This is a genomic window from Acidovorax sp. LjRoot66 (assembly GCF_964253305.1).
Classification (GTDB): domain Bacteria; phylum Pseudomonadota; class Gammaproteobacteria; order Burkholderiales; family Burkholderiaceae_C; genus Acidovorax.
The window spans coordinates 857960-881583 of the sequence record NZ_CAXUQU020000001.1; the positions used below are offsets into that span (position 1 = coordinate 857960).

Annotated in this window: 26 protein-coding genes and 5 tRNA genes; 23 read left to right on the forward strand and 8 right to left on the reverse strand. The window is 63.9% G+C overall.

Features of this window, described 5'->3' with window-relative positions; translation table 11 throughout:
• The first annotated feature begins 17 nt into the window (after window positions 1–17).
• From ACSQ3Y_RS04025 to ACSQ3Y_RS04050, 6 genes are all read left to right on the forward strand, one after another.
• Window positions 18–488, forward strand: a complete 471-nt coding sequence (locus ACSQ3Y_RS04025) for a F0F1 ATP synthase subunit B (protein ID WP_007847746.1) — start codon at window positions 18–20, stop codon at window positions 486–488.
• 10 nt (window positions 489–498) lie between these two features.
• A complete protein-coding gene (locus ACSQ3Y_RS04030) occupies window positions 499–1041 on the forward strand; it encodes a F0F1 ATP synthase subunit delta (RefSeq protein ID WP_436176509.1) in 543 nt (180 codons plus the stop codon).
• Window positions 1042–1083: 42 nt separating this feature from the next.
• Window positions 1084–2637, forward strand: a complete 1554-nt coding sequence (atpA, locus tag ACSQ3Y_RS04035; RefSeq protein WP_057203533.1) for a F0F1 ATP synthase subunit alpha — start codon at window positions 1084–1086, stop codon at window positions 2635–2637.
• An 18-nt stretch (window positions 2638–2655) separates the two neighbouring features.
• Window positions 2656–3522 carry a F0F1 ATP synthase subunit gamma gene (gene atpG, locus ACSQ3Y_RS04040; protein ID WP_057203534.1) on the forward strand — a complete coding sequence of 289 codons (867 nt, stop codon included), beginning with the start codon at window positions 2656–2658 and terminating at the stop codon, window positions 3520–3522.
• 33 nt (window positions 3523–3555) lie between these two features.
• Window positions 3556–4962 carry a F0F1 ATP synthase subunit beta gene (gene atpD / locus ACSQ3Y_RS04045; protein WP_057203535.1) on the forward strand — a complete coding sequence of 469 codons (1407 nt, stop codon included), beginning with the start codon at window positions 3556–3558 and terminating at the stop codon, window positions 4960–4962.
• 78 nt (window positions 4963–5040) lie between these two features.
• A complete protein-coding gene (locus ACSQ3Y_RS04050) occupies window positions 5041–5457 on the forward strand; it encodes a F0F1 ATP synthase subunit epsilon (protein WP_057203545.1) in 417 nt (138 codons plus the stop codon).
• 65 nt (window positions 5458–5522) lie between these two features.
• Here ACSQ3Y_RS04050 and ACSQ3Y_RS04055 read toward each other — a convergent pair whose 3' ends face one another.
• From ACSQ3Y_RS04055 to ACSQ3Y_RS04065, 3 genes are all read right to left on the reverse strand, one after another.
• Window positions 5523–6317, reverse strand: coding sequence for a hypothetical protein (locus ACSQ3Y_RS04055; RefSeq protein ID WP_436176510.1), 795 nt, complete (start codon window positions 6315–6317; stop codon window positions 5523–5525).
• A gap of 200 nt (window positions 6318–6517) precedes the next feature.
• Complete coding sequence (locus ACSQ3Y_RS04060; RefSeq protein WP_436176511.1) at window positions 6518–6811, reverse strand: DUF4148 domain-containing protein; 294 nt, start codon at window positions 6809–6811, stop codon at window positions 6518–6520.
• 59 nt (window positions 6812–6870) lie between these two features.
• Entirely contained in the window at window positions 6871–7164 is a 294-nt protein-coding gene (locus ACSQ3Y_RS04065; protein ID WP_007857805.1) for a hypothetical protein, read from the reverse strand.
• A 381-nt stretch (window positions 7165–7545) separates the two neighbouring features.
• Between ACSQ3Y_RS04065 and ACSQ3Y_RS04070 the strand changes: the two genes are divergently transcribed.
• From ACSQ3Y_RS04070 to ACSQ3Y_RS04080, 3 genes are read left to right on the forward strand one after another with little or no spacing between them, the layout of a single operon-like run.
• Window positions 7546–7995, forward strand: coding sequence for a YybH family protein (locus tag ACSQ3Y_RS04070; RefSeq protein ID WP_436176512.1), 450 nt, complete (start codon window positions 7546–7548; stop codon window positions 7993–7995).
• Window positions 7996–8006: 11 nt separating this feature from the next.
• Window positions 8007–9032, forward strand: coding sequence for a YheT family hydrolase (locus ACSQ3Y_RS04075; protein WP_200961136.1), 1026 nt, complete (start codon window positions 8007–8009; stop codon window positions 9030–9032).
• Window positions 9025–9558, forward strand: coding sequence for a DUF2946 family protein (locus ACSQ3Y_RS04080; protein ID WP_057265549.1), 534 nt, complete (start codon window positions 9025–9027; stop codon window positions 9556–9558). Before ACSQ3Y_RS04075 ends, ACSQ3Y_RS04080 begins: the two co-directional genes overlap by 8 nt.
• Window positions 9559–9616: 58 nt before the next feature.
• Here ACSQ3Y_RS04080 and ACSQ3Y_RS04085 read toward each other — a convergent pair whose 3' ends face one another.
• The 4 genes from ACSQ3Y_RS04085 to ACSQ3Y_RS04100 form a co-directional block, all read right to left on the reverse strand.
• The gene (locus tag ACSQ3Y_RS04085) at window positions 9617–10183 is read right to left on the reverse strand and encodes a c-type cytochrome (protein ID WP_436176513.1); all 567 of its coding nucleotides are present in this window, start codon (window positions 10181–10183) and stop codon (window positions 9617–9619) included.
• Window positions 10184–10341: 158 nt separating this feature from the next.
• A complete protein-coding gene (locus ACSQ3Y_RS04090; RefSeq protein WP_436176514.1) occupies window positions 10342–11769 on the reverse strand; it encodes an efflux transporter outer membrane subunit in 1428 nt (475 codons plus the stop codon).
• Window positions 11762–14917 carry an efflux RND transporter permease subunit gene (locus ACSQ3Y_RS04095; protein WP_436176515.1) on the reverse strand — a complete coding sequence of 1052 codons (3156 nt, stop codon included), beginning with the start codon at window positions 14915–14917 and terminating at the stop codon, window positions 11762–11764. The genes ACSQ3Y_RS04090 and ACSQ3Y_RS04095 overlap by 8 nt, the downstream gene beginning before the upstream one ends.
• Before the next feature lie 9 nt (window positions 14918–14926).
• Window positions 14927–16231: an efflux RND transporter periplasmic adaptor subunit gene (locus ACSQ3Y_RS04100; protein ID WP_428002740.1), complete on the reverse strand. Its 1305-nt coding sequence runs from the start codon at window positions 16229–16231 to the stop codon at window positions 14927–14929.
• 163 nt (window positions 16232–16394) lie between these two features.
• Here ACSQ3Y_RS04100 and ACSQ3Y_RS04105 point away from each other — a divergent pair, with 163 nt between their 5' ends.
• The 3 genes from ACSQ3Y_RS04105 (at window position 16395) to ACSQ3Y_RS04115 (ending at window position 17815) form a co-directional block, all read left to right on the forward strand.
• A complete protein-coding gene (locus tag ACSQ3Y_RS04105) occupies window positions 16395–17045 on the forward strand; it encodes a TetR family transcriptional regulator (RefSeq protein ID WP_436176516.1) in 651 nt (216 codons plus the stop codon).
• A 67-nt stretch (window positions 17046–17112) separates the two neighbouring features.
• A tRNA-Arg gene (locus tag ACSQ3Y_RS04110) sits at window positions 17113–17188 on the forward strand.
• A gap of 285 nt (window positions 17189–17473) precedes the next feature.
• Window positions 17474–17815 (forward strand): hypothetical protein, encoded by a 342-nt coding sequence (locus tag ACSQ3Y_RS04115; RefSeq protein WP_057203543.1) that lies wholly within the window; start codon window positions 17474–17476, stop codon window positions 17813–17815.
• 75 nt (window positions 17816–17890) lie between these two features.
• On the opposite strand, the gene ACSQ3Y_RS04120 is transcribed toward ACSQ3Y_RS04115, so the two are convergent.
• On the reverse strand, window positions 17891–18196 hold the full coding sequence (locus ACSQ3Y_RS04120) for a diguanylate cyclase (protein WP_082604273.1): 306 nt from the start codon (window positions 18194–18196) through the stop codon (window positions 17891–17893).
• 154 nt (window positions 18197–18350) lie between these two features.
• Between ACSQ3Y_RS04120 and ACSQ3Y_RS04125 the strand changes: the two genes are divergently transcribed.
• The 11 genes from ACSQ3Y_RS04125 (at window position 18351) to rplL (ending at window position 23572) form a co-directional block, all read left to right on the forward strand.
• Window positions 18351–18436, forward strand: a tRNA-Tyr gene (locus ACSQ3Y_RS04125).
• A 69-nt stretch (window positions 18437–18505) separates the two neighbouring features.
• Window positions 18506–18579 (forward strand) — tRNA-Gly (locus tag ACSQ3Y_RS04130).
• Between the two features lie 64 nt (window positions 18580–18643).
• A tRNA-Thr gene (locus tag ACSQ3Y_RS04135) sits at window positions 18644–18718 on the forward strand.
• Window positions 18719–18793: 75 nt separating this feature from the next.
• Window positions 18794–19984, forward strand: coding sequence for an elongation factor Tu (gene tuf / locus ACSQ3Y_RS04140; protein WP_179682390.1), 1191 nt, complete (start codon window positions 18794–18796; stop codon window positions 19982–19984).
• Between the two features lie 9 nt (window positions 19985–19993).
• Window positions 19994–20069 (forward strand) — tRNA-Trp (locus ACSQ3Y_RS04145).
• A gap of 89 nt (window positions 20070–20158) precedes the next feature.
• Window positions 20159–20542 carry a preprotein translocase subunit SecE gene (secE, locus tag ACSQ3Y_RS04150; RefSeq protein WP_057199789.1) on the forward strand — a complete coding sequence of 128 codons (384 nt, stop codon included), beginning with the start codon at window positions 20159–20161 and terminating at the stop codon, window positions 20540–20542.
• 4 nt (window positions 20543–20546) lie between these two features.
• On the forward strand, window positions 20547–21143 hold the full coding sequence (gene nusG, locus ACSQ3Y_RS04155) for a transcription termination/antitermination protein NusG (RefSeq protein WP_057199790.1): 597 nt from the start codon (window positions 20547–20549) through the stop codon (window positions 21141–21143).
• A gap of 119 nt (window positions 21144–21262) precedes the next feature.
• Window positions 21263–21694: a 50S ribosomal protein L11 gene (gene rplK, locus ACSQ3Y_RS04160; RefSeq protein ID WP_057199791.1), complete on the forward strand. Its 432-nt coding sequence runs from the start codon at window positions 21263–21265 to the stop codon at window positions 21692–21694.
• A 1-nt stretch (window position 21695) separates the two neighbouring features.
• Entirely contained in the window at window positions 21696–22391 is a 696-nt protein-coding gene (gene rplA / locus ACSQ3Y_RS04165; protein ID WP_057199792.1) for a 50S ribosomal protein L1, read from the forward strand.
• Window positions 22392–22629: 238 nt separating this feature from the next.
• Window positions 22630–23154, forward strand: coding sequence for a 50S ribosomal protein L10 (rplJ, locus tag ACSQ3Y_RS04170; RefSeq protein WP_057199793.1), 525 nt, complete (start codon window positions 22630–22632; stop codon window positions 23152–23154).
• A gap of 40 nt (window positions 23155–23194) precedes the next feature.
• The gene (gene rplL, locus ACSQ3Y_RS04175; RefSeq protein ID WP_057199794.1) at window positions 23195–23572 is read left to right on the forward strand and encodes a 50S ribosomal protein L7/L12; all 378 of its coding nucleotides are present in this window, start codon (window positions 23195–23197) and stop codon (window positions 23570–23572) included.
• Window positions 23573–23624: the final 52 nt, after the last annotated feature.

Sequence of the window (23624 nt, forward strand, 5' to 3'; positions counted from 1 at the left end):
TCTAGAAAGGTGTTGCCGTGAGTATCAACGCGACCCTGTTCATTCAGGCCATCGTCTTCCTGATCCTGGTGTGGTTCACGATGAAATTCGTGTGGCCCCCGATCGCGAAGGCGTTGGATGAACGAGCCCAGAAAATCGCCGAAGGCCTCGCTGCTGCCGACCGTGCCAAGTCCGAACTGACCGCTGCCAACCAGCGCGTCGAGAAGGAACTGTCACAGGCACGCAACGAAACGGCCTCGCGTCTTGCGGACGCCGACCGACGTGCCCAGGCCATCATCGAAGAAGCCAAGGCACGCGCCACGGAAGAGGGCAACAAGATCGTTGCCTCCGCCCGTGCCGAAGCCGAACAGCAAACGGTGCAAGCCCGCGAAGCCCTGCGTGAGCAGGTCGCTGCGCTGGCCGTCAAGGGTGCTGAGCAGATTCTCCGCAAGGAAGTCAATGCCGGCGTTCACGCCGACCTGCTCAACCGCCTGAAGACCGAGCTGTAAGGGGACACACATGGCTGAACTCGCCACCATTGCCCGCCCTTACGCCGAAGCCCTGTTCAAGGCCGCTACTGCGGGTGCGGGCATGGACCTGGCCAGCACCGCTGACTGGGTCGATGAACTGGCGGCGATTGCCGCCAACCCCCAGTTGCGCCAGCTGGCAGACAGCCCCAAGGTGACGGCAGACCAGGTGTTTGCCGTCGTCACGGGTGTTGCGCGTTCGGCGCTGTCCGATACGGCCAAGAACTTCCTGCGCACGGTCATCGACAACGGGCGCCTGCAGGCGCTGCCGGAAGTCGCTGCGCAGTTTCGTGCCCTCGTGAATCGCCGCAGCGGCTCTTCGGACGCCGTGGTGCACAGCGCCTTTCCGATGGATGCCGCTGCACTGGCTGAGGTCGGCTCGGCGCTGGAAAAGCGCTTTGGCCGCAAGCTCAACCTCACCGTTCAGCTGGATGCGTCCCTGATCGGTGGCATTCGCGTAGTGGTGGGTGACGAGGTGCTGGACACTTCGGTCAAGGCCCGTCTTGAACAAATGAAAGCGGCCCTCACCGCGTAACGCGCGGCGAGGACAGCGAACCAAAGAAAGAAGGAAAGAGTCATGCAACTCAATCCCGCAGAAATTTCTGAACTCATCAAGAGCCGCATCGAAGGTCTGGCCGCCAGCAGCGATATCCGCAACCAGGGTACCGTGGTGTCCGTGTCTGACGGTATCGTGCGCGTGCACGGCCTGTCGGACGTGATGGCCGGTGAAATGCTCGAGTTCCCTGCCACCAAGGACGGCCAGCCCTCCTACGGCCTGGCCCTGAACCTCGAGCGCGACTCCGTCGGCGCCGTGATTCTGGGTGAGTACGAACATATCTCCGAAGGCGACACCGTCAAGTGCACGGGCCGCATTCTGGAAGTGCCGGTCGGCCCCGAGCTGATTGGCCGCGTGGTGAACGCCCTGGGCCAGCCCATCGACGGCAAGGGCCCCATCAACGCCAAGCTCACCGACGTGATCGAAAAGGTCGCTCCGGGCGTTATCGCCCGTAAATCGGTGGACCAGCCCCTGCAGACCGGCCTGAAGTCCATCGACTCCATGGTGCCTGTGGGCCGTGGCCAGCGCGAACTGATCATCGGTGACCGCCAGACCGGCAAGACGGCGGTCGCCATCGACGCCATCATCGCCCAGAAGGGCCAGGGCGTCAGTTGCATCTACGTCGCCATCGGCCAGAAGGCTTCGTCGATCAAGAACGTGGTGCGCGCGCTGGAACAAGCCGGTGCCATGGACTACACGATCGTGGTGGCCGCATCGGCCTCCGAATCGGCAGCCATGCAGTACGTGTCGGCCTACTCGGGCTGCACGATGGGCGAGTACTTCCGCGACCGCGGCCAGGACGCCCTGATCGTTTATGACGACCTGTCCAAGCAGGCCGTGGCCTACCGCCAGGTTTCGCTGCTGCTGCGCCGCCCACCAGGCCGCGAAGCCTACCCCGGCGACGTGTTCTATCTCCACAGCCGCCTGCTCGAGCGCGCAGCCCGCGTGAATGCCGATTACGTCGAAGCCTTCACCAAGGGTGAAGTCAAGGGCAAGACCGGTTCGCTGACGGCACTGCCCATCATCGAAACGCAAGCCGGCGACGTGTCCGCCTTCGTTCCTACCAACGTGATCTCGATCACGGACGGCCAGATCTTCCTGGAAACCAGCCTGTTCAACGCCGGTATCCGCCCCGCCATCAACGCCGGTATCTCGGTGTCGCGCGTCGGTGGTGCCGCCCAGACCAAGCTGGTGAAGAACCTGTCCGGCGGTATCCGTACCGACCTGGCCCAGTACCGTGAACTGGCTGCGTTCGCGCAGTTCGCTTCCGACCTGGACGAAGCCACCCGCAAGCAGCTGGACCGCGGTGCCCGCGTGACCGAACTGCTCAAGCAGGCACAGTACAGCCCGCTGCCCATCTCGCTGATGGGTGCCACGCTGTTCGCTGTGAACAAGGGCTTCATGGACGACATCGACGTCAAGAAGGTTCTCGACTTCGAACACGGCCTGCACCAGTTCCTGAAGACCAGCCACGCCGCACTGCTGGCCAAGCTGGAACAGGCCAAGGCCATGGACAAGGACGCTGAAGCCGAATTGACCGCTGCCGTCGCCGCGTTCAAGAAGTCGTTCGCTTAAACCGGACGAGGAGCCATCATGGCAGCAGGCAAGGAAATACGCGGCAAGATCAAATCGGTGGAAAACACCAAGAAGATCACCAAAGCCATGGAGATGGTGGCTGCATCCAAAATGCGCAAGGCGCAGGAACGGATGCGGGCTGCCCGCCCTTACAGCGAGAAGATCCGCAACATTGCAGCCAATCTCGGCCACGCCAATCCAGAGTACGTGCACCCGTTCATGAAAGTGAACGATGCCAAGGTCGCCGGCGTGATCGTGGTGACGACCGACAAGGGCCTGTGCGGTGGCATGAACACCAACGTGCTGCGCATCGTGACGGCCAAGCTGCGTGAGCTGCAGGGCGCTGGCGTGTCCACCGAGGCGGTTGCCATCGGCAACAAGGGCCTGGGTTTCCTGAACCGTGTCGGTGCCAAGGTGGTTTCGCACGTGACGGGCCTGGGCGACAAGCCCCACCTGGACAAGCTGATCGGCCCCGTGAAGGTGCTGCTCGACGCCTATGCAGAAGGCAAGATCAACGCGGTGTACCTGAGCTACACCAAGTTCATCAACACCATGAAGCAGGAATCGGTGGTGGAGCAGCTGCTCCCCCTGTCGTCCGAGCAGATGCAGGCCGAGAAGACCGAACATGGCTGGGACTACATCTACGAGCCCGATGCACAGACCGTGATCGACGATCTGCTGGTCCGCTATGTCGAGTCCCTGATCTACCAGGCGGTTGCGGAAAACATGGCGTCCGAGCAGTCGGCACGCATGGTGGCCATGAAGGCCGCCACCGACAACGCCGGCAGCGTCATTGGCGAGTTGAAGCTGGTCTACAACAAGACGCGCCAGGCAGCGATCACGAAAGAACTTTCGGAAATCGTGGCTGGCGCCGCTGCTGTGTAAGCAGCTCAACCAACATCTAAATTGGAGCGAAAAATGGCTCAAGTGCAAGGCAAGATTGTTCAATGTATCGGCGCGGTGGTGGACGTTGAGTTCCCACGCGACCAGATGCCCAAGATTTACGACGCTCTGAAGCTCGAAGGTTCCACCCTGACGCTGGAAGTGCAGCAGCAGCTGGGCGACGGCGTGGTGCGTACCATTGCGCTGGGTTCGTCCGACGGCCTGCGCCGCGGCATCATGGTGACCAACACCGGCAACGCCATCACCGTGCCCGTGGGCAAGGCGACGCTGGGCCGCATCATGGACGTGCTGGGTGCGCCCATCGACGAACGTGGTCCCGTGAGCCAGGAACTGACGGCATCCATCCACCGCAAGGCCCCTGCGTACGACGAACTGTCGCCATCGCAAGAGCTGCTGGAAACCGGCATCAAGGTGATCGACCTGGTGTGCCCGTTCGCCAAGGGCGGCAAGGTGGGTCTGTTCGGTGGCGCCGGCGTGGGCAAGACCGTGAACATGATGGAACTCATCAACAACATCGCCAAGGCCCACTCGGGTCTGTCGGTGTTCGCTGGTGTGGGCGAGCGTACCCGCGAAGGGAACGACTTCTACCATGAAATGGCCGATTCCGGCGTGGTGAACCTGGAGAAGCTCGAAGAGTCCAAGGTTGCCATGGTGTACGGTCAGATGAACGAGCCCCCAGGCAACCGTCTGCGCGTGGCGCTGACCGGCCTGACCATCGCCGAGTCCTTCCGTGACGAAGGCCGTGACGTGCTGTTCTTCGTGGACAACATCTACCGCTACACGCTGGCCGGTACCGAAGTGTCCGCTCTGCTGGGCCGCATGCCTTCCGCCGTGGGCTACCAGCCTACGCTGGCCGAAGAAATGGGCCGCCTGCAAGAGCGCATCACCTCGACCAAGGTCGGTTCGATCACCTCCATCCAGGCCGTTTACGTGCCAGCCGATGACTTGACCGATCCTTCGCCTGCCACGACCTTTGCCCACTTGGACTCCACCGTGGTGCTGTCGCGTGACATCGCCTCGCTGGGTATCTACCCTGCCGTGGACCCGCTGGATTCGACCAGCCGCCAGCTGGACCCGAACGTCGTGGGCGAAGACCACTACGCCACGGCCCGCGCGGTGCAAGGCACGCTGCAGCGCTACAAGGAATTGCGCGACATCATCGCCATTCTGGGCATGGACGAACTGGCTCCTGACGACAAGCTGGCCGTGGCCCGCGCGCGCAAGATCCAGCGTTTCCTGTCGCAGCCTTTCCACGTGGCCGAAGTGTTCACGGGCTCGCCAGGCAAGTACGTTCCCCTGTCGGAAACCATCCGTGGTTTCAAGATGATCGTCAGCGGCGAGTGCGACCACCTGCCGGAACAGGCGTTCTACATGGTTGGTACCATCGACGAAGCCTTCGAAAAGGCCAAGAAGGTGGCCTGATTGCCTGGCGGCTGAGCAGCTCCGCGCTGCCCGGCCTTCACGAGCAATCAAGCAACCCCTCTTTTCCTAGGAGCAATGATGAACACCATCCATGTTGATGTGGTCAGTGCCGAAGAGTCGATCTTCTCCGGTGAAGCACGCTTTGTCGCGCTGCCGGGCGAGTCTGGCGAACTGGGCATCTTTCCCCGCCACACCCCGCTGATCACGCGCATCAAGCCGGGCTCGGTGCGCATCGAAATGGCCGACGGCCGCGAAGAATTCGTGTTCGTGGCCGGTGGCATTCTGGAAGTGCAGCCCAACCGCGTGACCGTGCTGTCCGACACCGCCATCCGCGGCAAGGACCTGGACGACGAGAAGGCCAATGCTGCCAAGGCATCGGCCGAAGAAGCGCTCAAGAATGCCAAGAGCGAGATCGACCTGGCCCGGGCACAGTCCGAGCTGGCCGTCATGGCCGCCCAGATCGCCGCGCTGCGCAAGTTTCGCCAGAAGAAGTAAATAAGACAAGCAAGCCCCCAGATCCTTGCGGATCTGTTCAAAAAACCCGGCCCCGCCGGGTTTTTTTATGCCTGCGCGCCCGTGCTTTCAACGAGGCCGATGCGCAGGCCCTCGCATGCTATCCACAGTGTGTCCCAAGTGTCATCCTGCAGCAGTTGGCGGCTTGCCAGGAACATGCGTGCCGTGGCCAGTGAGTGCACGCTGAACGTGAGTGACTCGATCCGCAACTGTCCGGCGGGAACCAGTTCCAGCGAGATCCCCGGCGCAAGCATGATCGGTTGCCCAGAGGGCGAGCCACTGAGACGCTGCCAGTGCTTTCGATGCATGCCCAGATCGGGCGTGCCCATGCGTATCGACTGTAGCCCGATGAGTCCGAGCGGGCCCCCATGGGCTTCCTGCAGCGCCTGCCGGTGCCGGCCGCGGCGTTGTACCGGTGTGGCTGCTTCGTCCCAGGGATAGATGGCCGCGCGAGGATTCCACTCACAGAAGAAAATGCAGCAGCTCGGCTCGGATACATCGAGCACGACGGCATTGGTGAAGTTTGTGACCACTTCGCCTTGTGTGTTGGGAGACTGGAAGGTACGGGCGGGCTTGCTGGCGATGCCTGCAGCCGCTGTGTGCTCCAGCGCTTGTGGCAAGGGCAGGGCGGGCTCCAGCGCGAAGCCGTGGATGAGCGGTGGCCGTGCATGCCCGGGAAGATCGGCATTGGAAGCTGCGCCCCAGAATTCGAGGTCCGTGTTGCCCGCATGCACCCAGCCGTAGGTCGCGAAAGCGGCGTGCTGCAGGGGCCAAGCCACGGGCAAACCGAACACGCGGCTGAACAGGTCGAACAATGGCTCTGCGTTGGTCAGGCGCAGCATGATGTGGTCGATGGATCGGTAGGCTGGCATCAAGGGCATGGAGACAAGTTGCTGGCCTGTGCATTGTGACCGGGCCCCAGGGTGAGCAGTCACTTGCCGCTGCCCGTGCGATTGCCCATGAAAAAAGCCGAGGCCTCTTGCGAGATCTCGGCTTGTGCAGGGTGGCGGCAGTGCGGTCTGCAGCCCCGTTGCCTTGCAAATTACAGGGCGCTGATTTCGCCCGAAGGGATCTGGCCCAGGCGCACAGCTTCTGCGGCTGCTGCACGCACGGCAGCACGGTCAGCCGTGGACTTGTAGGTCACGACGCGCGAACCAGCGGGTTCCAGGCTGCGGGTCTGTGCCACGGTAGCGGCTTCAGCAGCCACTTCAGCGCGGGTGCGGTTCGTGTCGAACTTCAGGGCGAACTGCGAGCTGTCGGCTTCGTCAGCGTGGGCACCGAAAGCGGAGAAAGCAGCCACGGCGGCGATGGAGAGGAAACGTGCGGTCTTGTTCATGGTGATCTCGATTCTTTGATTAATTTGATGGGGCAGGGGTCAGTTCAATCCGGGGCGGCTTACAGAGCGCCGATTTCGCCGGAAGAGATCTGGCCGGTGCGCACGGCATCGGCAGCCTGGGCACGCACGGCAGCGCGGTCGGCGGTGGACTTGTACGTCACGACACGCGAACCAGCGGGTTCGATGCTGCGGGTCTGGGCCACGGTAGCGGCTTCAGCGGCCACTTCGGCGCGGGTGCGGTTGGTTTCGAACTTGGTGGCGAATTGCGAAGCATCGGCTTCGTCGGCGTAAGCGCCGAAAGAAGCGAAAGCGGCAACAGCGGCGATGGAGAGGAAGCGTGCGGTCGTGTTCATGATGAAATCCTTGGAAGAAAAAAGTGACTCAAAAAAACCGGAGCAAAAACAACTCTGAACCGGGTTCGGTGAGTCGCCTTGCGGGTTCGGCTCATCGATGGGTTGAACTGTACGCCGCAGGTGATCAAAGAAAAACCACCCAGTCGCGAACTGACTGTTCCAGTATTGGAAACAATGCCGAAGGAACTTTGAAGGGTTTACCCGAGCCTCAGTGGAACGAGCGGGCGCTTCCCGGGTCTGGGTACATGAAAACCCGTAGCGAAAATCGGGACGATGGTGGGGGTCGAGCAGAGGCTGTCCACGGCGGTTCCATGCCGGTCCATCCGCTGCGGCAGCGGACCGCGCACAATAGGCTCACGCCCACCACCCCCTTTTTTGCCCATGCCACGTGCACGACCCACCGCAGCCACCCAGGGCGGTTCTTCGGACGAGACCGAAGCCGCTTTTTACGACGCACTCCAGCGGGGCGACATCGAACTGCTGATGTCGTGCTGGGCGGATGAAGAGGACATCGTCTGCGTGCACCCGGGTGGCCCCCGGCTCGTAGGGGCGGGCGCCATCCGCACGGCGTTCGAGGCCATGTTTGCCAACGGCACGGTGCGTGCCCGGCCGACGCAGGTGCGCCGCGTGCAGGCGCTGACCAGCGCCGTGCACAGCGTGGCCGAGCATGTGGAGGTGATGTTGCCCGACGGCATGCACCGCGCCATCGTGATTGCCACCAACGTGTACCACAAGACCCCGCAGGGCTGGCGCCTGGTGGTGCACCACGCCAGCGCGGGCGTGGCGGAGGACGTACAGGCCATGCAGGCGCAGCAGCCGGTGCTGCATTGACGCTGCACTCTATGCACTCCCTGCAATACACGGCGCCACGGTGGCTGCCCGGCGGGCAACTGCAGACCATCTGGCCCGCGCTGTACTCGCGCCGTGCCTTCGGCGCATCACCGCGGTACCGGCGCGAGCGCTGGGCCACGCCCGATGGCGATTTCGTGGATGTGGACTTCCTGGACGATGGGGTGGCACCGGGCACGAAGCGCCCGCTGCTGGTGGTGTTCCACGGCCTCGAAGGCTCCTCGCGCAGCCACTACAGCGAGGCCTTTGCCGACCTTGCGCGCGAGCGCGGCTGGGCCTGCGCGTTGCCGCATTTCCGTGGCTGCAGCGGCGAGATCAACCGGGCCCCGCGCGCCTACCACTCGGGTGACCATGCCGAGATCGGCTGGATGCTGCAGCGCCTGCGTGCTGGCCACAAAGGCCCGCTGATGGCGGCAGGCGTGTCGCTCGGGGGCAATGCGCTCCTGCGCTGGGCCGCCGAGGTGGGCGAGGAGGCCGGCCGCAGTGCCGATGCCGTGGCGGCGGTGTGCTCGCCCATCGACCTGGCCGCCGGTGGGCATGCCATCGGGCGTGGCTTCAATCGGCAGGTCTACACCCGCATGTTCATGCGCAGTCTGGTCCCCAAGGCCTTGCAGAAGCTGGCGCAGCACCCGGGCCTGTTCGACCGCCAGGCCCTGCTGGCGGCGCGCGACCTGTATGAATTCGACAACGTCTTCACCGCGCCGGTGCATGGCTTTCGCAACACCGAGGACTACTGGCTGCGGGCTTCGGCCAAGCCGCTGCTGCACCGCATCCGCATCCCGGCCCTGGTGGTGAATGCGCGCAACGACCCCTTCGTTCCGGCCAGCAGCCTGCCCAGTGTGAGCGAGGTGGGCCCGTGCGTCACCCTCTGGCAGCCCGCGCATGGCGGCCACGTGGGCTTTGCCAAGGGGCGCCTGCCCGGCCATGTGCGCGCCATGCCGGACACCGTGGGCGCCTGGCTCGCGGCGCAGGCTGACACGGAAGATCCTGGCGCGGGGGCACAATCGCGGCATGGATGACATCGTCAAACAGGCCTTGGCCAAATGGCCCAACGTGCCCGACTGCTACGGCTGGCTGGGGCTGGATGCGCGCGGGCGCTGGTACATGCGCGACGACAGGACGCAGGCCGTCGGCCCGTTTCCACAGGCCAAGGGCTCGCTGCTGCAGCACGAAAAGCTGATCGACTTCATCCACCGCAACTACGAAGCCGACGAAGCAGGGCAGTGGTTCTTCCAGAACGGGCCGCAGCGCGTGTATGTGGAGCTCGAAGCCACACCGCTGGTCTGGCGCCTGGCGGCCGATGGATCGGTGACCTCCCACACCGGCAAGCCCACGACCGTGGAGCAATGCCTGCTCGATGCGCAAGGCCGTGTCTACCTGGCCACGCCCCTGGGCCTGGGCCTCGTGCACACCCTGGATGTGGGACTGGCCGCCGACGCGGTGGAGCAGGGGCGCTGGACGCCGGTGGAGGTGCAGGCCGAGGAACTGCCGGCCCGCTATGGCTTCGTGCCCAGCCCGGCAGCGCGGCACGCCACCGCTGCCTGATTTCCCACAAAAAAGCCGACCTCGCAGGGTCGGCTTTTGCTTGGCGCGCGCAGTTCGCTTATTGCGATGCGCCAGACGCTGGCGCCATTGCGGCCGATGCTCCGTCACCTGCAGCGGAAGCCGCCGCCGCGGGGGCTGCAGGTTCTTGGAACTTGGCACCACCGGCATTGGCCATGAAGGCCGCGGCGCGCGCAATCTCGGTGTCGCTGAAATCGCCACCTCCTTGCGGCGCCATGGCACCCTTGCCTTTGAGCGCCGAATTCACCAGCGCGTCCAGGCCGGCAACGATGCGAGGGCCCCAGGCGGCGGCATCGCCAAACTTCGGTGCCCCTGCTGCACCCGTGGCGTGGCAGGCGGCGCATTGGGCCTTGTAGACCGCTTCGCCATTGGCCAGCGGCCGGTTGGCGTCGCGCACTTCGACCATGCCTACCTTCTGGATGCGCGCGGCGGTCGCTTTCTGGGTGTCCACCGCGCCGGCCGCCGGCTTGTTGTCCGAGGTGACGTACAGGACCAGGCCAATGATGGCAAAAATCGGAATCACAAACGAGGCAAGTACCGCGATCAGCAACTGCTTGGGGTTCTTGATCGGGCCGGTATGGGCTTCTTCGTGGTGGGTGTCGCTCATGACTTCCTCGGGTTTATCGTGGGGCTTTGATGCAATCAACCTTCAATTATATCTGCCGGGGCCCCCGGGCCCTGAAGCGCGCGCGACCTGCGCGTTGAAAGGCACAGAAAACATTTCCGGGCGGCCCACTGCCACAGGCAGTGGCCGCCCGACGGGGCTCAGGAGCCCGCCGCCACCGGGGCGGCCGTACCGCCGCCGCCCAGGGCCTTGTACAGCAGCACCTGGTTCTGCAGCTGGGCCAGTCGCACCTGCACCACACCCTGCTGGGTGGCGAACAGGGAGCGCTCGGCATCGAGCAGGTCCAGGTAGCTGGAGACGCCGTTGCGGTAGCGCAGGTCGGCCAGGCGCAGGCGCGCTTCCTCGGCCTCGGCCTGGCGCTGCTGGGCATCGGACTGCTCGGCCAGGGTGGACTGGCCGGCCAGCGCGTCGGACACTTCGCGGAACGCCGTCTGGATGGCCTTCTCGTACTGCGCCACAGCAATGCTGCGCGAGGCCTGCGAACTCTGCAGGTTGGCCTGGTTGCGGCCCGCGTCGAAGATCGGCAGCAGCAGCGACGGCGCGAGGGTGAAGCCCCAGGAGCCGCTCTTGAACAGGCCCGAGAGCTCGCCGCTGGCCGTGCCGGCCTGCGCCGTCAGCGAGATGCGGGGGAAGAACGCAGCGCGCGCAGCGCCGATGTTGGCGTTGGCCGCGATCAACTGCTGTTCGGCCTGGCGGATGTCGGGGCGCTGCGTGAGCAGCTCCGACGGCAGGCCGGCAGGCAGGGCGGACATGGCCGGCGCATTGGCCAGCGTGCTGCCCGCCAGGCTGGCCAGCACGTCGGCCGGCACCGGCTGGCCCAGCAGCAGGGCCAGCGCGTTTTCGTCCAGCGCACGCTGGCGCTGCTGTTGCGCCAGGGTGGCGCGTGCGGCCTGCGTCAGCGATTCTGCCTGGCGGAAGTCGAGTTCTGAGGCCACGCCGGCATCCAGGCGCAGGCGCGTGAGGCGCACCGATTCCTCGCGCGAAGTCAGAGTGCGGCGCGAGAGCTTGAGCAGCTCTTCGTCGGCCAGCAGCGTGAGCCAGCCGTTGGCAACGGCGGCCACCAGGCTGACCTGGGCGGCGTTGCGGCCTTCCTCGCTGGCCAGGTACTGCGCCAGCGCCTGTTCCTTGAGGCTGGCGATGCGGCCGAAGAAGTCGATCTCCCAGGCCGAAAGGGCCAGGCCCACGCTGAACGAGTTGGTCAGGTCGCCATTGGAGGCCGAGGGCCCCCGGCTGGCGTTGACACCCAGGCCCACGCTGGGGAACTGGTCGGCCCGGCGGATCTGGAACTGTGCACGCGCCTGCTCGATGTTGAGCGCGGCCACGCGCAGGTCGCGGTTGTTGGCCAGCGCTGCGCCGATCAGGGTCTGCAGGCGCGGGTCGGCGAAGTAGTCCTTCCACGGCACGGCGGCTGCGGTGGCAGCACCGGCAGGCGTGGCCGTGCCCGCCTGGTAGGTGCCGGGCACGGGCGCTGCGGGGCGCTCGTACGTGGGAATCAAAGAGCAGCCGGAGAGCAGCAGCGCCACAGCGGCGGCCACAGCCAGGGGCATGGGGGTACGTCGATCAGTCATGGGTTCCAACTCCTGCTTCTTCTGCATGGCGGCGGTTCATCTCCTGCTGGCGTGCGCTGCCCTTGAACAGGCCGCGCACCACCACGAAGAACACGGGCACGAAGAACACGGCCAGCGCCGTGCCGGTGATCATGCCGCCGAGCACGCCGGTACCGATGGCACGCTGGCTCGCCGAGCCCGCGCCCGAGGCGATGACCAGTGGCACCACGCCCAAGCCGAAGGCGAGGGAGGTCATCACGATGGGCCGAAAGCGCAAGTGGGCTGCGGCCAGTGCCGACTCGATCACGCCCTTGCCCTGCGCCTGCAGGTCCTTGGCGAACTCGATGATCAGGATGGCGTTCTTGGCGGACAGGCCGATGATGGTGATCAGCCCCACCTGGAAGTACACGTCGTTCGCGTAGCCGCGCAGCAGGGTGGCCAGCAGCACGCCCAGCACGCCGAGCGGCACGACCAGGATCACGGCCAGCGGGATCGACCAGCTCTCGTACAGTGCGGCCAGGCACAGGAACACCGCCAGGATGGCGAAGCTGTACAGGATCAGCGACTGCGAGCCGGCGAGCTTTTCTTCGCGGGACTGGCCCGTCCACTCGTAGCCAAAGCCTGCGGGCAACTGGGCCGCGAGCTTTTCCATCTCGGCCATGGCTGCGCCGGTGCTCATGCCGGGCGCGGGCGAACCCGAGATGCGCGCAGCAGGGTAGCCGTTGTAGCGCACCGTCTGCTGCGCGCCCTTGATCCAGCGGGTGCTGGCAAAGGCCGACAGCGGTACGGGCTTGCCCTGGCTGTTGGTGGCGTTGATCTTGAGCAGATCGTCGGGTTGCATGCGTGCCGGTGCATCGGCCTGCACCACCACGCGCTGCAGACGGCCCTGGTTCGGGAAGTCGTTCACGTAGGTGGAGCCCAGGGCCGTGGACAGGGCCGAGTTGATCGCGTCGAACGGTACGCCCAGTGCGTTGGCCTTGTCGCGGTCGATATCGATCTGCAGCTGCGGCGCGTCTTCCAGGCCGTCGGGGCGCACCTGGGTGATCACCTTGCTCTGCGATGCCATGCCCAGCAACTGGTTGCGGGCGTTGATCAGCGCTTCGTGCCCGGCGCCGCTGCGGTCCTGCAGGCGGAACGAGAAGCCGCTGGCATTGCCCAGCTCGGGAATGGGGGGCGGGCTCAGCGGGTAGATGAAGGCATCGCGGATGCCCATCAGCCCGCCGAAGGCGCGGCCGGCCAGGTCCTGGGCCGACTGGCCGGGGGCGTGGCGTTCCTTCCAGTCCTTCAAGGTCACGAAGGCGAGCGCCGCGTTCTGGCCCTGGCCTGAGAAGCTGAAGCCCAGCACGCCGACCATGCTCTGCACCTCGGGCTGCTTGAGGATGAATTCCTCGACCTGCTGCATCACGGCCAGCGTTCGCTCCTGCGTGGCGCCTGGCGGCAGCTGCACGTTGACGATGATGTTGCCCTGGTCTTCACCTGGCAGGAACGAAGTGGGCAGGCGCATGTAAACGACCGCCACGGCCCCGACGATGGCGGCGTAGATGATCAGGTAGCGCGCGGCCTTTTTGAGGATGCGCGATACCACGCCTTCATAGCCCTTGGCGGTGCGTGAGAAACCGCGGTTGAACCAGCCGAAGAAGCCGCTCTTTTCATGGTGGTGGCCGGCTTCCACCGGCTTGAGCAGTGTGGCGCACAGGGCTGGCGTGAGCGACAGCGCCATGAAAGCCGAGAATGCGATGGAGGTCACCATCACCGCCGAAAACTGGCGGTAAATGTTGCCGGTGGAGCCTGCAAAGAAGGCCAGCGGCACGAACACCGAGATCAGCACTACGGTCACGCCGATGATGGCGCCCGAGATCTGGCGCATGGCCTTGCGGGTGGCTTCCAGCGGCGGCAGGCCTTCCTCGCTCATGATGCGTTCGACGTTTTCCACCACCACGATGGCATCGTCCACCACGATACCGATCACCAGCACCATGCCGAACATGGTCAGCACGTTGATCGAGAAGCCCAGGGCCAGCAGCGTGGCGAACGTGCCCAGCAGGGCGATGGGTACCACGATGGTTGGGATGATGGTGTAGCGCCAGTTCTGCAGGAACAGGAACATTACCAGGAACACCAGGGCCACGGCTTCCAGCAGCGTGATGGCCACCTGGGTGATGGAGATGTCCACGAAGCGCGAGCTGTCGTAGGGAATGCTCCATTCCGTGCCTTCGGGGAAGAAGCGTGCCAGTTCGTCCATCTTCACACGCACGGCCTTGGCAGCCTCCAGCGCATTGCCGCTCGGGGTCAACTGCACACCGATACCGACGGCGGGCTTGCCGTTCAGGCGTGCCGAGGTGGAGTAGGCCTGGCCACCGAGTTCCACACGCGCCACGTCCTTCAGGCGCACGGTGGAGCCGTCGGGGTTGGCGCGCAGCACAATGGCGCCGAATTGCTCGACGCTGGACAGCTGGCCGTTGACCACCACCGTGGCGGCGATGCCTTGGCCGGCCACATTGGGCAGGTCACCGATGGTGCCGCTGGCCACCTGCGCGTTCTGTGCGCGAATGGCGGCCGTGATCTCCGCCGATGACAGGTTGAAGCTGACCATCTTGGCCGGGTCGATCCAGATGCGCATGGAGCGCTCGGTGCCGAACAGCTGGGCCTGGCCGATGCCGGTCAGGCGCTGCAACTCTGGCACGATGTTGCGCGAGGCGTAGTCGCCCAGGGCCACGGTGTCCATCTTTGGGTTGGTCGACGAGAGCATCGTGAACAACAGGAAGTTGGAGCGCGACTTGTCCACGCGCACGCCCTGCTGCGTCACGGCCGAGGGCAGCCGAGGAGAAGCGCGCGAGAGGCGGTTCTGCACGTCCACCTGCGCCAGCTCGGCATTGGTGCCGGGCTGGAAACTCAGCGTGATGCTGCCGGAGCCATCGGCCTGGGCCACGGACTCCATGTAGATCAGGCCGGGTGAGCCGTTCATCTCGCGTTCGATGACGGACAGCACGCTGTCCTCCAGCGTCTGCGCCGATGCGCCGGGGTAGGCGGCGTTGATGACGATCGATGGCGGTGCCACCGGCGGGTACTGCGCGATCGGCAACTGCGTGATCGCCACGCCGCCCATCACCATGATGAACAGCGCGATCACCCACGCGAAGATCGGGCGGTCGATAAAGAACTTGGCCATGGATGCCCCTTATGGCTTCGATGCGGCTGCGGAGGCGGCGGGTGCCGCGTCGGACGCTGCGGCGGCGGCAGGGGCCGCTGCTGGCGCGGCGCCGGCAGCCTGCCATGGGACGGGTTTCACGGGCGTGCCCGGGGGCAGCATCTGCAGCTTCTGGAAGCCGTCGACCATGACCTTCTCGCCGGCCTTCAGACCATCGAGCACCACCCAGCGGTTGTTCTGCGCAGCGCTGATCTTCACGCTGCGCGGGCTGATCTTGCCGTCGTCGCCGACCACGCTCACCGTGTCACCCTGCTGGGTGCGCGTCACGGCCTGCTGTGGCAGGGTGATGGCATTGCTGGCCTGGGCCTGCTCGATCTGCACGCGCAGGTACAGGCCAGGCAGCAGCTCGCCCTTGGGGTTGGGCACTTCGGCGCGCAGCGTGACCTGGCCGGTGCTGGCATCGACCGACAGGTCCGAGAACAGCAGCTTGCCGGGGTGTGCGTACGCCGAGCCATCGCTGAGCAGCAGCTTCACGCTGGCCGCTTCGCCGCCCGCGCGCTTGAGCTGGCCGTTTTCCATGGCACGGCGCAGCTGGAACACATCGGTGGCCGACTGGGTGAAGTTCACGTACACCGGATCGATCTGCTGGATGATGGCCAGCGGCGTGGCTTCACCCTGGCCCACCAGCGCGCCTTCGGTCACCAGGGCACGGCCGATGCGCCCGGAGATGGGCGCCGTCACGCTGGCGTAGCCCAGGTTGATGCCCGCCGTGCGTGTGGCGGCGCGGCCGGCCTCCACATCGGCCTGGGCCTGCTTCTGGGTGGCCTCGGCGTTCACGAAATCCTGCTTGCTGATGGCGTTGGCGGCGACCAGTGGGCGGTAGCGTTCCACCGTGGCCGTGGCCTGCGCCAGATTGGCCTCGGCCTTGGCCAGGCTGGCCTTGGCACTGTCGGCGGCCGCCGCGTAGGTGGCCGGGTCGATGCGGAACAGGGGCTGGCCCGCCTTCACGTCGCTGCCTTCGCGGAACTGGCGCTGCAGCAGGATGCCGGCGGCCCGTGCGCGCACCTGGGCAACGCGCGACGCTTCCACCCGGCCGGGCAGCTCGGTGATCAGGCCCACGTCGCCTGGGGTGGCAACCACCACGCCCACTTCGACGGGAGGCATCTTGGGGGCGCCGCCGGCTGCGGCCGGGGCATCGGCCTTGCCGCACGCGGCGAGAAAGACGGCAACGGCGCACAGGGCGGCCACTGGCAGCATCCGCTGCAGGGCAGGGACGCGCGCAATGCGGGGAGAGGGGTCACGCAGGCGAGGCATGGGAGTCCTTGTGTTGGGCATCAACGGTATGGTCACGGCAGGCACCGCCGACCAGCAATTTGCGTCGGCGACTAAGAGTTTCTACCAATAGATGGACAATTATACATACAACCATGGATGTATAATAGAGGCGGCGTCCACCCCTGGCCGCCCGCGAATTTGCACGGAATGAGAGGCTGTACCCATGGTGCGCAGAACCAAAGAGGACGCGATTGCCACCCGCAACGGCCTGATCGACGCAGCGGAAAAGGTGTTTTACGACAAGGGCGTCTCCCGCGCCTCCTTGAGCGACATTGCCCTGGCCGCCGGCACGACCCGGGGCGCCATCTATTGGCACTTCAAGGACAAGGTCGACCTCTTCAATGCCATGATGGACCGGGTGACGCTGCCGCTGGAGCAGGGCTATGGCGAGTTCGAGGCCAGCGTCTGCCCCGATCCGCTGCAGCGCCTGCGTGCCGTGATGGCCCTGGTGCTGGAGAGCGTGGCCTCGGACGAGCGCACCCGCCGGGTGTTCGAGATCGCCATGCACAAGGTGGAATATGTGGGCGAGCTGGTGGCGGTGCGCGAGCGCCACCTGGCTGCCAGTGATGGGTTCATCCGCCAACTGGCCCGTGATTTCGAGCTGGCGGCCCAGGCCCAGCACGCGGCCATGCCGGTATCGCCGATGGGCGCGGCTATGGGGCTGCACGCGCTGTTCGATGGCCTGATCCAGAACTGGATCCTCTCCAACGGGGTGTTCGATCTCGTCGGCATCGGCCGGGTCTGCACCGATGCCTTCATCTCCGGCCTGGGCCTGCGGCTCGGGGCGCCGGCGCCGGCTGCGGACAGGCTGTGAACGGTGGGCGGGCCCCGCTTGTGCTGGAGGGGTCCTGCTGCATGCGATAATCCAAAGCTACACGCATGCGGCTGTAGCTCAGTGGATAGAGTATTGGCCTCCGAAGCCAAGGGTCGTGGGTTCGATCCCCGCCAGCCGCACCACCATCTTCCGGAATGAACCTGGATGTACACGCGAGCGTGCTCCCTCCACCTGACCGCAGCGCTGCGCAGCGCGCCCATGCTTGCCTTGGTGTGGCTTCGCGTCTTCGGTGCCGGGCCTTGTCGGCCCCTGTTCGTGCCGAGTGCCGCCGGGCCAGGTGCCTGGTGCATTGCCGTGCCGCCACTTTCCATCCATTGCCTTCGTTCCTGATGCCGCCTGCAAAGGCCGCGCCATAGTGCTGATGTCGATGGCTGCGGCACAACCCTGGAACAACATCTTCTCCCCCCATGTCGCATCTGCTATTCAAATGGGTCCTCCGTGAGGACCGTTACGAGTTTTCCGGCCAGGCCCAGACACCACGGGCCCTGCAGGCCGAGGTGGATGCCGAGATCGTGAAGATCTGGGCCTGGGTGCAGCGCCAGAAGCTGCGGCCAGGGCAGTTTGGCTGGGAGGCCACGCGCCGCACCGCGACCAGCAAGGACGAGGTGCTGACCGTGGCCCACGGCGCTGTCGTGGCCGATGGCAGCACGGTGCTTCATCCGCAGGAGACGCGTGTCGTGGTCACGCTGCCCGAGAAAGTGGCGGTGCAGTTCCGCTTCGAGTTCAATGTGGTGGATGACCGCAGATGAGGTAGGCATGCCACGGCGGCAGGGCGCGGCGCTCGCCGGCCTGCCCGGGCATGGGAATGTGCATGTGCATGTGCATCAGGCGGCGGGAGCCTCGGTTTCCGCCAGCACCCGGTCTCCCACCAGATGCCCATGCTGGTCATTGACGGCCTTGAAGTGGTCGATGTCCGGCAGCAGTACCGAGAAGGGATTGCGGTAGCGCTGCCAGCGCATCATCTCTTCGCTGCCGTGCTGCAGGATCGCCCGCCGCGCCAGGGTGCCATCGCCACCCGAGGTCGCTGGCCGGCTCTGTGGCGCTGGCGGCGAGACGAGAGGGCCGTGTGGACCTCGGCGCAGGGGTGGTATTTTTTTGGTGCAGAAAGCCTCAGGCTGGCGCCAGGGCATCCGTGGGTGGCATAGAATCGAAGTCTCGGACAAAAACGCCGGTGCTCTCGCAAGAAGTGCGGCGGAATGTTCGGGATGAAAAGTAGTGTTTGGAATTTTTCGGCTGGCACTTTTGCGAAGTGCAAAAATTCAGTGCTATAATTCGAAATTCTCCGGAGGGGTGCCCGAGTGGCTAAAGGGGGCAGACTGTAAATCTGTTGGCTTACGCCTACACTGGTTCGAATCCAGTCCCCTCCACCAGTAGAAGAAAATGAAAGCAGGTTGCGGCAGGTCCTTCGCGGGGCTGGGGTCGCAGGGCCAGTTGGCAGTGCGGGAGTAGTTCAATGGTAGAACCCTAGCCTTCCAAGCTAATGACGCGGGTTCGATTCCCGTCTCCCGCTCCATTGTTCGGTTTGCTGGTTGGTTGAGAAGTAGAAGTCTTTTGATGCTGCGAAAGCAGTTTCAATTGCCCATGTGGCTCAGTGGTAGAGCACTCCCTTGGTAAGGGAGAGGTCGCGGGTCCGATTCCCGCCATGGGCACCAAAATTCTGGTGCATCCGCTTCAGGTTGTGCCGAAACCTTGTTGTGTAGTTGTAGATTTTTTTCGGAGTCGGAAAAATGGCAAAAGGTAAATTCGAGCGCACGAAGCCTCACGTCAACGTGGGCACGATCGGCCACGTGGACCATGGCAAGACGACCCTGACGGCGGCCATCGCCACGGTGCTGTCTTCCAAGTTCGGCGGCGAAGCCAAGGCATACGACCAGATCGACGCAGCACCTGAAGAAAAGGCCCGCGGCATCACGATCAACACCGCACACGTGGAATACGAAACGGCCAACCGCCACTACGCCCACGTGGACTGCCCAGGCCACGCCGACTATGTGAAGAACATGATCACCGGCGCAGCCCAGATGGACGGCGCCATTCTGGTGTGCTCGGCCGCAGACGGCCCCATGCCCCAGACCCGTGAGCACATCCTGCTGGCCCGCCAGGTGGGTGTTCCTTACATCATCGTGTTCCTGAACAAGTGCGACATGGTTGACGACGAAGAGCTGCTTGAACTCGTCGAAATGGAAGTGCGCGAACTCCTGGACAAATACAACTTCCCAGGCGACGACACCCCGATCATCCGCGGTTCCGCCAAGCTCGCCCTGGAAGGCGACAAGGGTGCCCTGGGTGAAGAAGCCATCATGAAGCTGGCCGACGCACTGGACAACTACATCCCCACGCCAGAGCGCGCTGTGGACGGCGCCTTCCTGATGCCTGTGGAAGACGTGTTCTCGATCTCTGGCCGCGGCACCGTCGTGACCGGCCGTATCGAGCGCGGTATCGTCAAGGTCGGCGAAGAAATCGAAATCGTCGGCATCAAGGACACCGTCAAGACCACCTGCACCGGCGTGGAAATGTTCCGCAAGCTGCTGGACCAAGGCCAGGCTGGCGACAACGTTGGCCTGCTGCTGCGCGGCACCAAGCGTGAAGACGTGGAACGCGGCCAAGTGCTGTGCAAGCCCGGCTCGATCAAGCCACACACCCACTTCACGGCTGAAGTGTATGTGCTGAGCAAGGACGAAGGCGGCCGCCACACCCCGTTCTTCAACAACTACCGTCCCCAGTTCTACTTCCGCACGACCGACGTCACCGGCGCCATCGAGCTGCCAGCGGACAAGGAAATGGTCATGCCAGGCGACAACGTGTCGATCACTGTGAAGCTGATCAACCCCATCGCCATGGAAGAAGGCCTGCGCTTCGCCATCCGTGAAGGCGGTCGTACCGTCGGCGCCGGCGTCGTGGCCAAGATCATCGCCTAATAAGGTTATAGGGGTATAGCTCAATTGGCAGAGCGTTGGTCTCCAAAACCAAAGGTTGTAGGTTCGATTCCTACTGCCCCTGCCACTTGAATGTGGCCCCCAACAAGCCCGCCAGACCCTGGCGGGCTTCGGCGTCTTGGGCGACGCCGCGAATCGGAGCAGGAAACAATACACATGGCCACTTCCCAGGTTGAAACCGTCAATACCGGTGCTGACAAAGCCAAGCTTGCTGCTGTGGCCGCGCTGGTCATTGCATCGGTCGCTGGCTTTTACTTGCTGAGCAAGCAGGGTGCGATTGCCCAGTGGGCCGCATTGATCGTCGGACTGGTTGCTGCCGCTGCCGTGTTCCTGGTGTCCGAGCCAGGCCGGCAGTTTGTCGCGTTTGCGCGCGAAGCCTGGCGCGAAGTCAAGAAGGTCGTCTGGCCCACCCGCAAGGAAACCTTGCAGATGACGGCCTACGTGTTTGCGTTTGTCGTCATCATGGCGCTTTTCCTGTGGTTCACCGACAAGACCCTCGAATGGCTTCTGTACGACCTCGTTTTGGGCTGGAGGAAGTAACGCCATGACAAGCACCCCTGTGGAAACCACCGGAGCCGAGGCTCTGGCACCCGCCGCGCCATCGAATCCCGATCTGCGCTGGTACATCGTTCATGCCTACTCGGGCATGGAAAAAGCGGTCGAGCGCAACATTGTGGAGCGCATCGGCCGTTCGGGCATGGAGACCAAGTTCGGCCGCATCCTCGTTCCCACCGAAGAAGTCGTGGAAATGAAGAACGGCCAGCGCAAGACCACCGAGCGCCGCCTGTTCCCGGGCTATGTGTTCGTTGAAATGGTCATGGACGACGATACCTGGCACTTGGTGAAGCACACCAACAAGGTCACGGGTTTTGTGGGCGGTGCCAAGAACCGTCCCGCCCCCATCTCGGAAGACGAAGTGCAGAAGATCGTCAGCCAGATGCAGGAAGGCACCGAGAAGCCCCGCCACAAGGTGGAGTTCATGGTGGGCGAGCTGGTGCGCGTCAAGGAAGGCCCGTTCACCGACTTCAATGGCTCGGTGGAAGAAGTCAATTACGAGAAGAGCCGTGTACGGGTGTCCGTCATGATCTTCGGCCGCTCCACCCCGGTGGAGCTCGAATTCGGCCAGGTTGAAAAGACCTGAGCTTCAAGGTTTGGATGCCGCACCTTTCGGCTCGGTGCGGATGAAAGTGTTGTCGAGTCGTTAACCCCGGGGAGCTCAGGCCGCAAGGCCAAGGCGTTATCACCCGCAAGGAGTAAAGCATGGCGAAAAAAATCGTCGGTTTTATCAAGCTGCAAGTTCCAGCTGGTAAGGCCAATCCATCCCCACCGATCGGCCCAGCACTGGGTCAACGTGGTCTCAACATCATGGAGTTCTGCAAGGCATTCAATGCGCAGACCCAAGGCGTTGAGCCAGGCCTGCCATTGCCCGTGGTCATCACGGCTTTCGCAGACAAGAGCTTCACCTTCATCATCAAGACGCCGCCTGCGACGACCCTGATCAAGAAGGCCATCAAGCTCGACAAGGGTTCTGCGAACCCGCTGAAGACCAAGGTCGGCAAGATCACGCGCGAACAGCTCGAAGAGATCGCCAAGACCAAGATGAAGGACATGAACGCCGCCAACGTAGCCGCCGCTGTGCGCACGCTGGCTGGCTCTGCACGCTCGATGGGCGTGACGGTGGAGGGTTTGTAATATGGCCAAGCTGACCAAGAAGCAAAAAGCCCTGCAAGGCAAAGTCGACAGCAACAAGCTGTACGCATTCGCCGATGCAGTCGTGATCGTGAAGGAAGCCGCTACGGCCAAGTTCGACGAATCCATCGATGTGGCCGTTCAGCTTGGCATCGATGCCAAGAAGTCCGACCAGGTGGTTCGCGGCGCCGTGGTGCTGCCCAACGGTACCGGCAAGACGACCCGCGTGGCTGTGTTCGCCCAGGGCGCCAAGGCTGAAGAAGCCAAGGCTGCTGGTGCCGACATCGTCGGTATGGACGACCTGGCCGCCATGGTCAAGGCCGGCGACATGCCCTTCGACGTGGTGATCGCTGCCCCTGATGCCATGCGCGTCGTGGGTACGCTGGGCCAGATCCTGGGCCCACGTGGCCTGATGCCCAACCCCAAGGTGGGCACCGTGACGCCTGACGTCGCTACGGCTGTGAAGAACGCCAAGGCAGGTCAAGTGCAGTTCCGCGTCGACAAGGCCGGTATCGTGCACAGCACGATCGGCCGCCGCTCGTTCGACAACGACAAGCTGCAAGGCAACCTGGCTGCACTGATCGAAGCCCTGACCAAGGCCAAGCCTGCAACCAGCAAGGGTGTGTACCTGCGCAAGGTGGCAGTGTCTTCCACGATGGGCCTGGGTGTCCGCGTGGATACGCAGACCATCGCAGCGTAATTGCAAGAAATCTTCGGACCCGCCTTCACGGGCAGGCCCGATGTGGTGGGCTGAGGCTGCTTCGGTAGCCACAGGCCATCCAAGACCGTTGGTGCGCGATCCCGTCGCGCTTAAAGACACAGAGACGCCAACGCAGATGGCGATCCCGCTGCAGATGGAAAACTTTCCTGAACAGTTGGTCGCTGCAACAAGAGCGTGCACGAGGCAACCGCCGAGTGCGCATTTTAAGGAGTAGACCTTGAGTCTTAATCGCAGTGAGAAAGAAGCGGTCATCAGTGAAGTGACCAGCCTCGCCGCTAAAGCTCAAACGCTTGTGATCGCGGAATACCGTGGCATCACGGTCGCCGACATGACCAAACTGCGTGTTGATGCTCGCAGCAAGGGCGTGACCTTGAGTGTTCTGAAGAACACCCTGGCCCGCCGTGCTGTAGCAGGCAGCGCATTTGACGTGGTGGCTGACCAGATGACCGGCCCGCTGATCTACGGCTTCTCCGAAGACGCTGTGGCCGCCGCCAAGGTGGTGGCCGATTTCGCGAAGACCAACGACAAGCTGGTGATTCGCGGTGGCGCTTTCGGTGGCAAAGCCCTGGATGTCAACGGCGTTAAGCAACTGGCCAACATTCCTTCCAAGGAAGTCCTGTTGGCTCAGATTTGTGGCTTGCTTATGTCCCCCATGTCGCGTACGGCCGTTGTGCTGGGCGCGCTGGCGGCCAAAAAAGGCGAAGGCGCTGCCGTACCGGCCGCCGAACCTGTCGCGGCCTGATGGCCCGATGGATAACCAACAAAATTGTTAGGAAATAAAAATGGCATTCGATAAAGACGCATTTTTGACCGCTCTGGACAGCATGACGGTTCTGGAACTCAATGACCTGGTGAAGGCCATTGAAGAGAAGTTTGGCGTGAGCGCAGCTGCCATGGCAGCTCCTGCTGCCGGCGGCGGCGGCGGCGGTGCTGCAGCAGCTGAAGAGCAAACGGAATTCAACGTGGTCCTGCTCGAAGCCGGCGCCAACAAGGTTTCCGTGATCAAGGCTGTGCGCGAAATCACCGGCCTGGGCCTCAAGGAAGCCAAGGACCTGGTGGACGGCGCTCCAAAGAACGTCAAGGAAGCTATTGCCAAGGCCGACGCCGAAGCAGCAGTCAAGAAGCTGGTGGAAGCCGGTGCCAAGGCTGAACTGAAGTAATTCAGTCCCCTTCAAGGGCTGGAGTGCTCCTCGCGGGCCTCCAGCCTTTGGT

Excerpts from the sequence above, each read along its gene's own strand:
- ACSQ3Y_RS04030 (WP_436176509.1), top strand. The coding sequence starts at position 499 with ATGGCTGAACTCGCCACCATTGCCCGCCCTTACGCCGAAGCCCTGTTC.
- atpA (WP_057203533.1), top strand. The coding sequence starts at position 1,084 with ATGCAACTCAATCCCGCAGAAATTTCTGAACTCATCAAGAGCCGCATC.
- atpG (WP_057203534.1), top strand. The coding sequence starts at position 2,656 with ATGGCAGCAGGCAAGGAAATACGCGGCAAGATCAAATCGGTGGAAAAC.
- atpD (WP_057203535.1), top strand. The coding sequence starts at position 3,556 with ATGGCTCAAGTGCAAGGCAAGATTGTTCAATGTATCGGCGCGGTGGTG.
- ACSQ3Y_RS04050 (WP_057203545.1), top strand. The coding sequence starts at position 5,041 with ATGAACACCATCCATGTTGATGTGGTCAGTGCCGAAGAGTCGATCTTC.
- ACSQ3Y_RS04055 (WP_436176510.1), bottom strand. The coding sequence starts at position 6,317 with ATGCTGCGCCTGACCAACGCAGAGCCATTGTTCGACCTGTTCAGCCGC.
- ACSQ3Y_RS04060 (WP_436176511.1), bottom strand. The coding sequence starts at position 6,811 with ATGAACAAGACCGCACGTTTCCTCTCCATCGCCGCCGTGGCTGCTTTC.
- ACSQ3Y_RS04065 (WP_007857805.1), bottom strand. The coding sequence starts at position 7,164 with ATGAACACGACCGCACGCTTCCTCTCCATCGCCGCTGTTGCCGCTTTC.
- ACSQ3Y_RS04070 (WP_436176512.1), top strand. The coding sequence starts at position 7,546 with ATGCCACGTGCACGACCCACCGCAGCCACCCAGGGCGGTTCTTCGGAC.
- ACSQ3Y_RS04075 (WP_200961136.1), top strand. The coding sequence starts at position 8,007 with ATGCACTCCCTGCAATACACGGCGCCACGGTGGCTGCCCGGCGGGCAA.
- ACSQ3Y_RS04080 (WP_057265549.1), top strand. The coding sequence starts at position 9,025 with ATGGATGACATCGTCAAACAGGCCTTGGCCAAATGGCCCAACGTGCCC.
- ACSQ3Y_RS04085 (WP_436176513.1), bottom strand. The coding sequence starts at position 10,183 with ATGAGCGACACCCACCACGAAGAAGCCCATACCGGCCCGATCAAGAAC.
- ACSQ3Y_RS04090 (WP_436176514.1), bottom strand. The coding sequence starts at position 11,769 with ATGACTGATCGACGTACCCCCATGCCCCTGGCTGTGGCCGCCGCTGTG.
- ACSQ3Y_RS04095 (WP_436176515.1), bottom strand. The coding sequence starts at position 14,917 with ATGGCCAAGTTCTTTATCGACCGCCCGATCTTCGCGTGGGTGATCGCG.
- ACSQ3Y_RS04100 (WP_428002740.1), bottom strand. The coding sequence starts at position 16,231 with ATGCCCAACACAAGGACTCCCATGCCTCGCCTGCGTGACCCCTCTCCC.
- ACSQ3Y_RS04105 (WP_436176516.1), top strand. The coding sequence starts at position 16,395 with ATGGTGCGCAGAACCAAAGAGGACGCGATTGCCACCCGCAACGGCCTG.
- ACSQ3Y_RS04115 (WP_057203543.1), top strand. The coding sequence starts at position 17,474 with ATGTCGCATCTGCTATTCAAATGGGTCCTCCGTGAGGACCGTTACGAG.
- ACSQ3Y_RS04120 (WP_082604273.1), bottom strand. The coding sequence starts at position 18,196 with ATGCCCTGGCGCCAGCCTGAGGCTTTCTGCACCAAAAAAATACCACCC.
- tuf (WP_179682390.1), top strand. The coding sequence starts at position 18,794 with ATGGCAAAAGGTAAATTCGAGCGCACGAAGCCTCACGTCAACGTGGGC.
- secE (WP_057199789.1), top strand. The coding sequence starts at position 20,159 with ATGGCCACTTCCCAGGTTGAAACCGTCAATACCGGTGCTGACAAAGCC.
- nusG (WP_057199790.1), top strand. The coding sequence starts at position 20,547 with ATGACAAGCACCCCTGTGGAAACCACCGGAGCCGAGGCTCTGGCACCC.
- rplK (WP_057199791.1), top strand. The coding sequence starts at position 21,263 with ATGGCGAAAAAAATCGTCGGTTTTATCAAGCTGCAAGTTCCAGCTGGT.
- rplA (WP_057199792.1), top strand. The coding sequence starts at position 21,696 with ATGGCCAAGCTGACCAAGAAGCAAAAAGCCCTGCAAGGCAAAGTCGAC.
- rplL (WP_057199794.1), top strand. The coding sequence starts at position 23,195 with ATGGCATTCGATAAAGACGCATTTTTGACCGCTCTGGACAGCATGACG.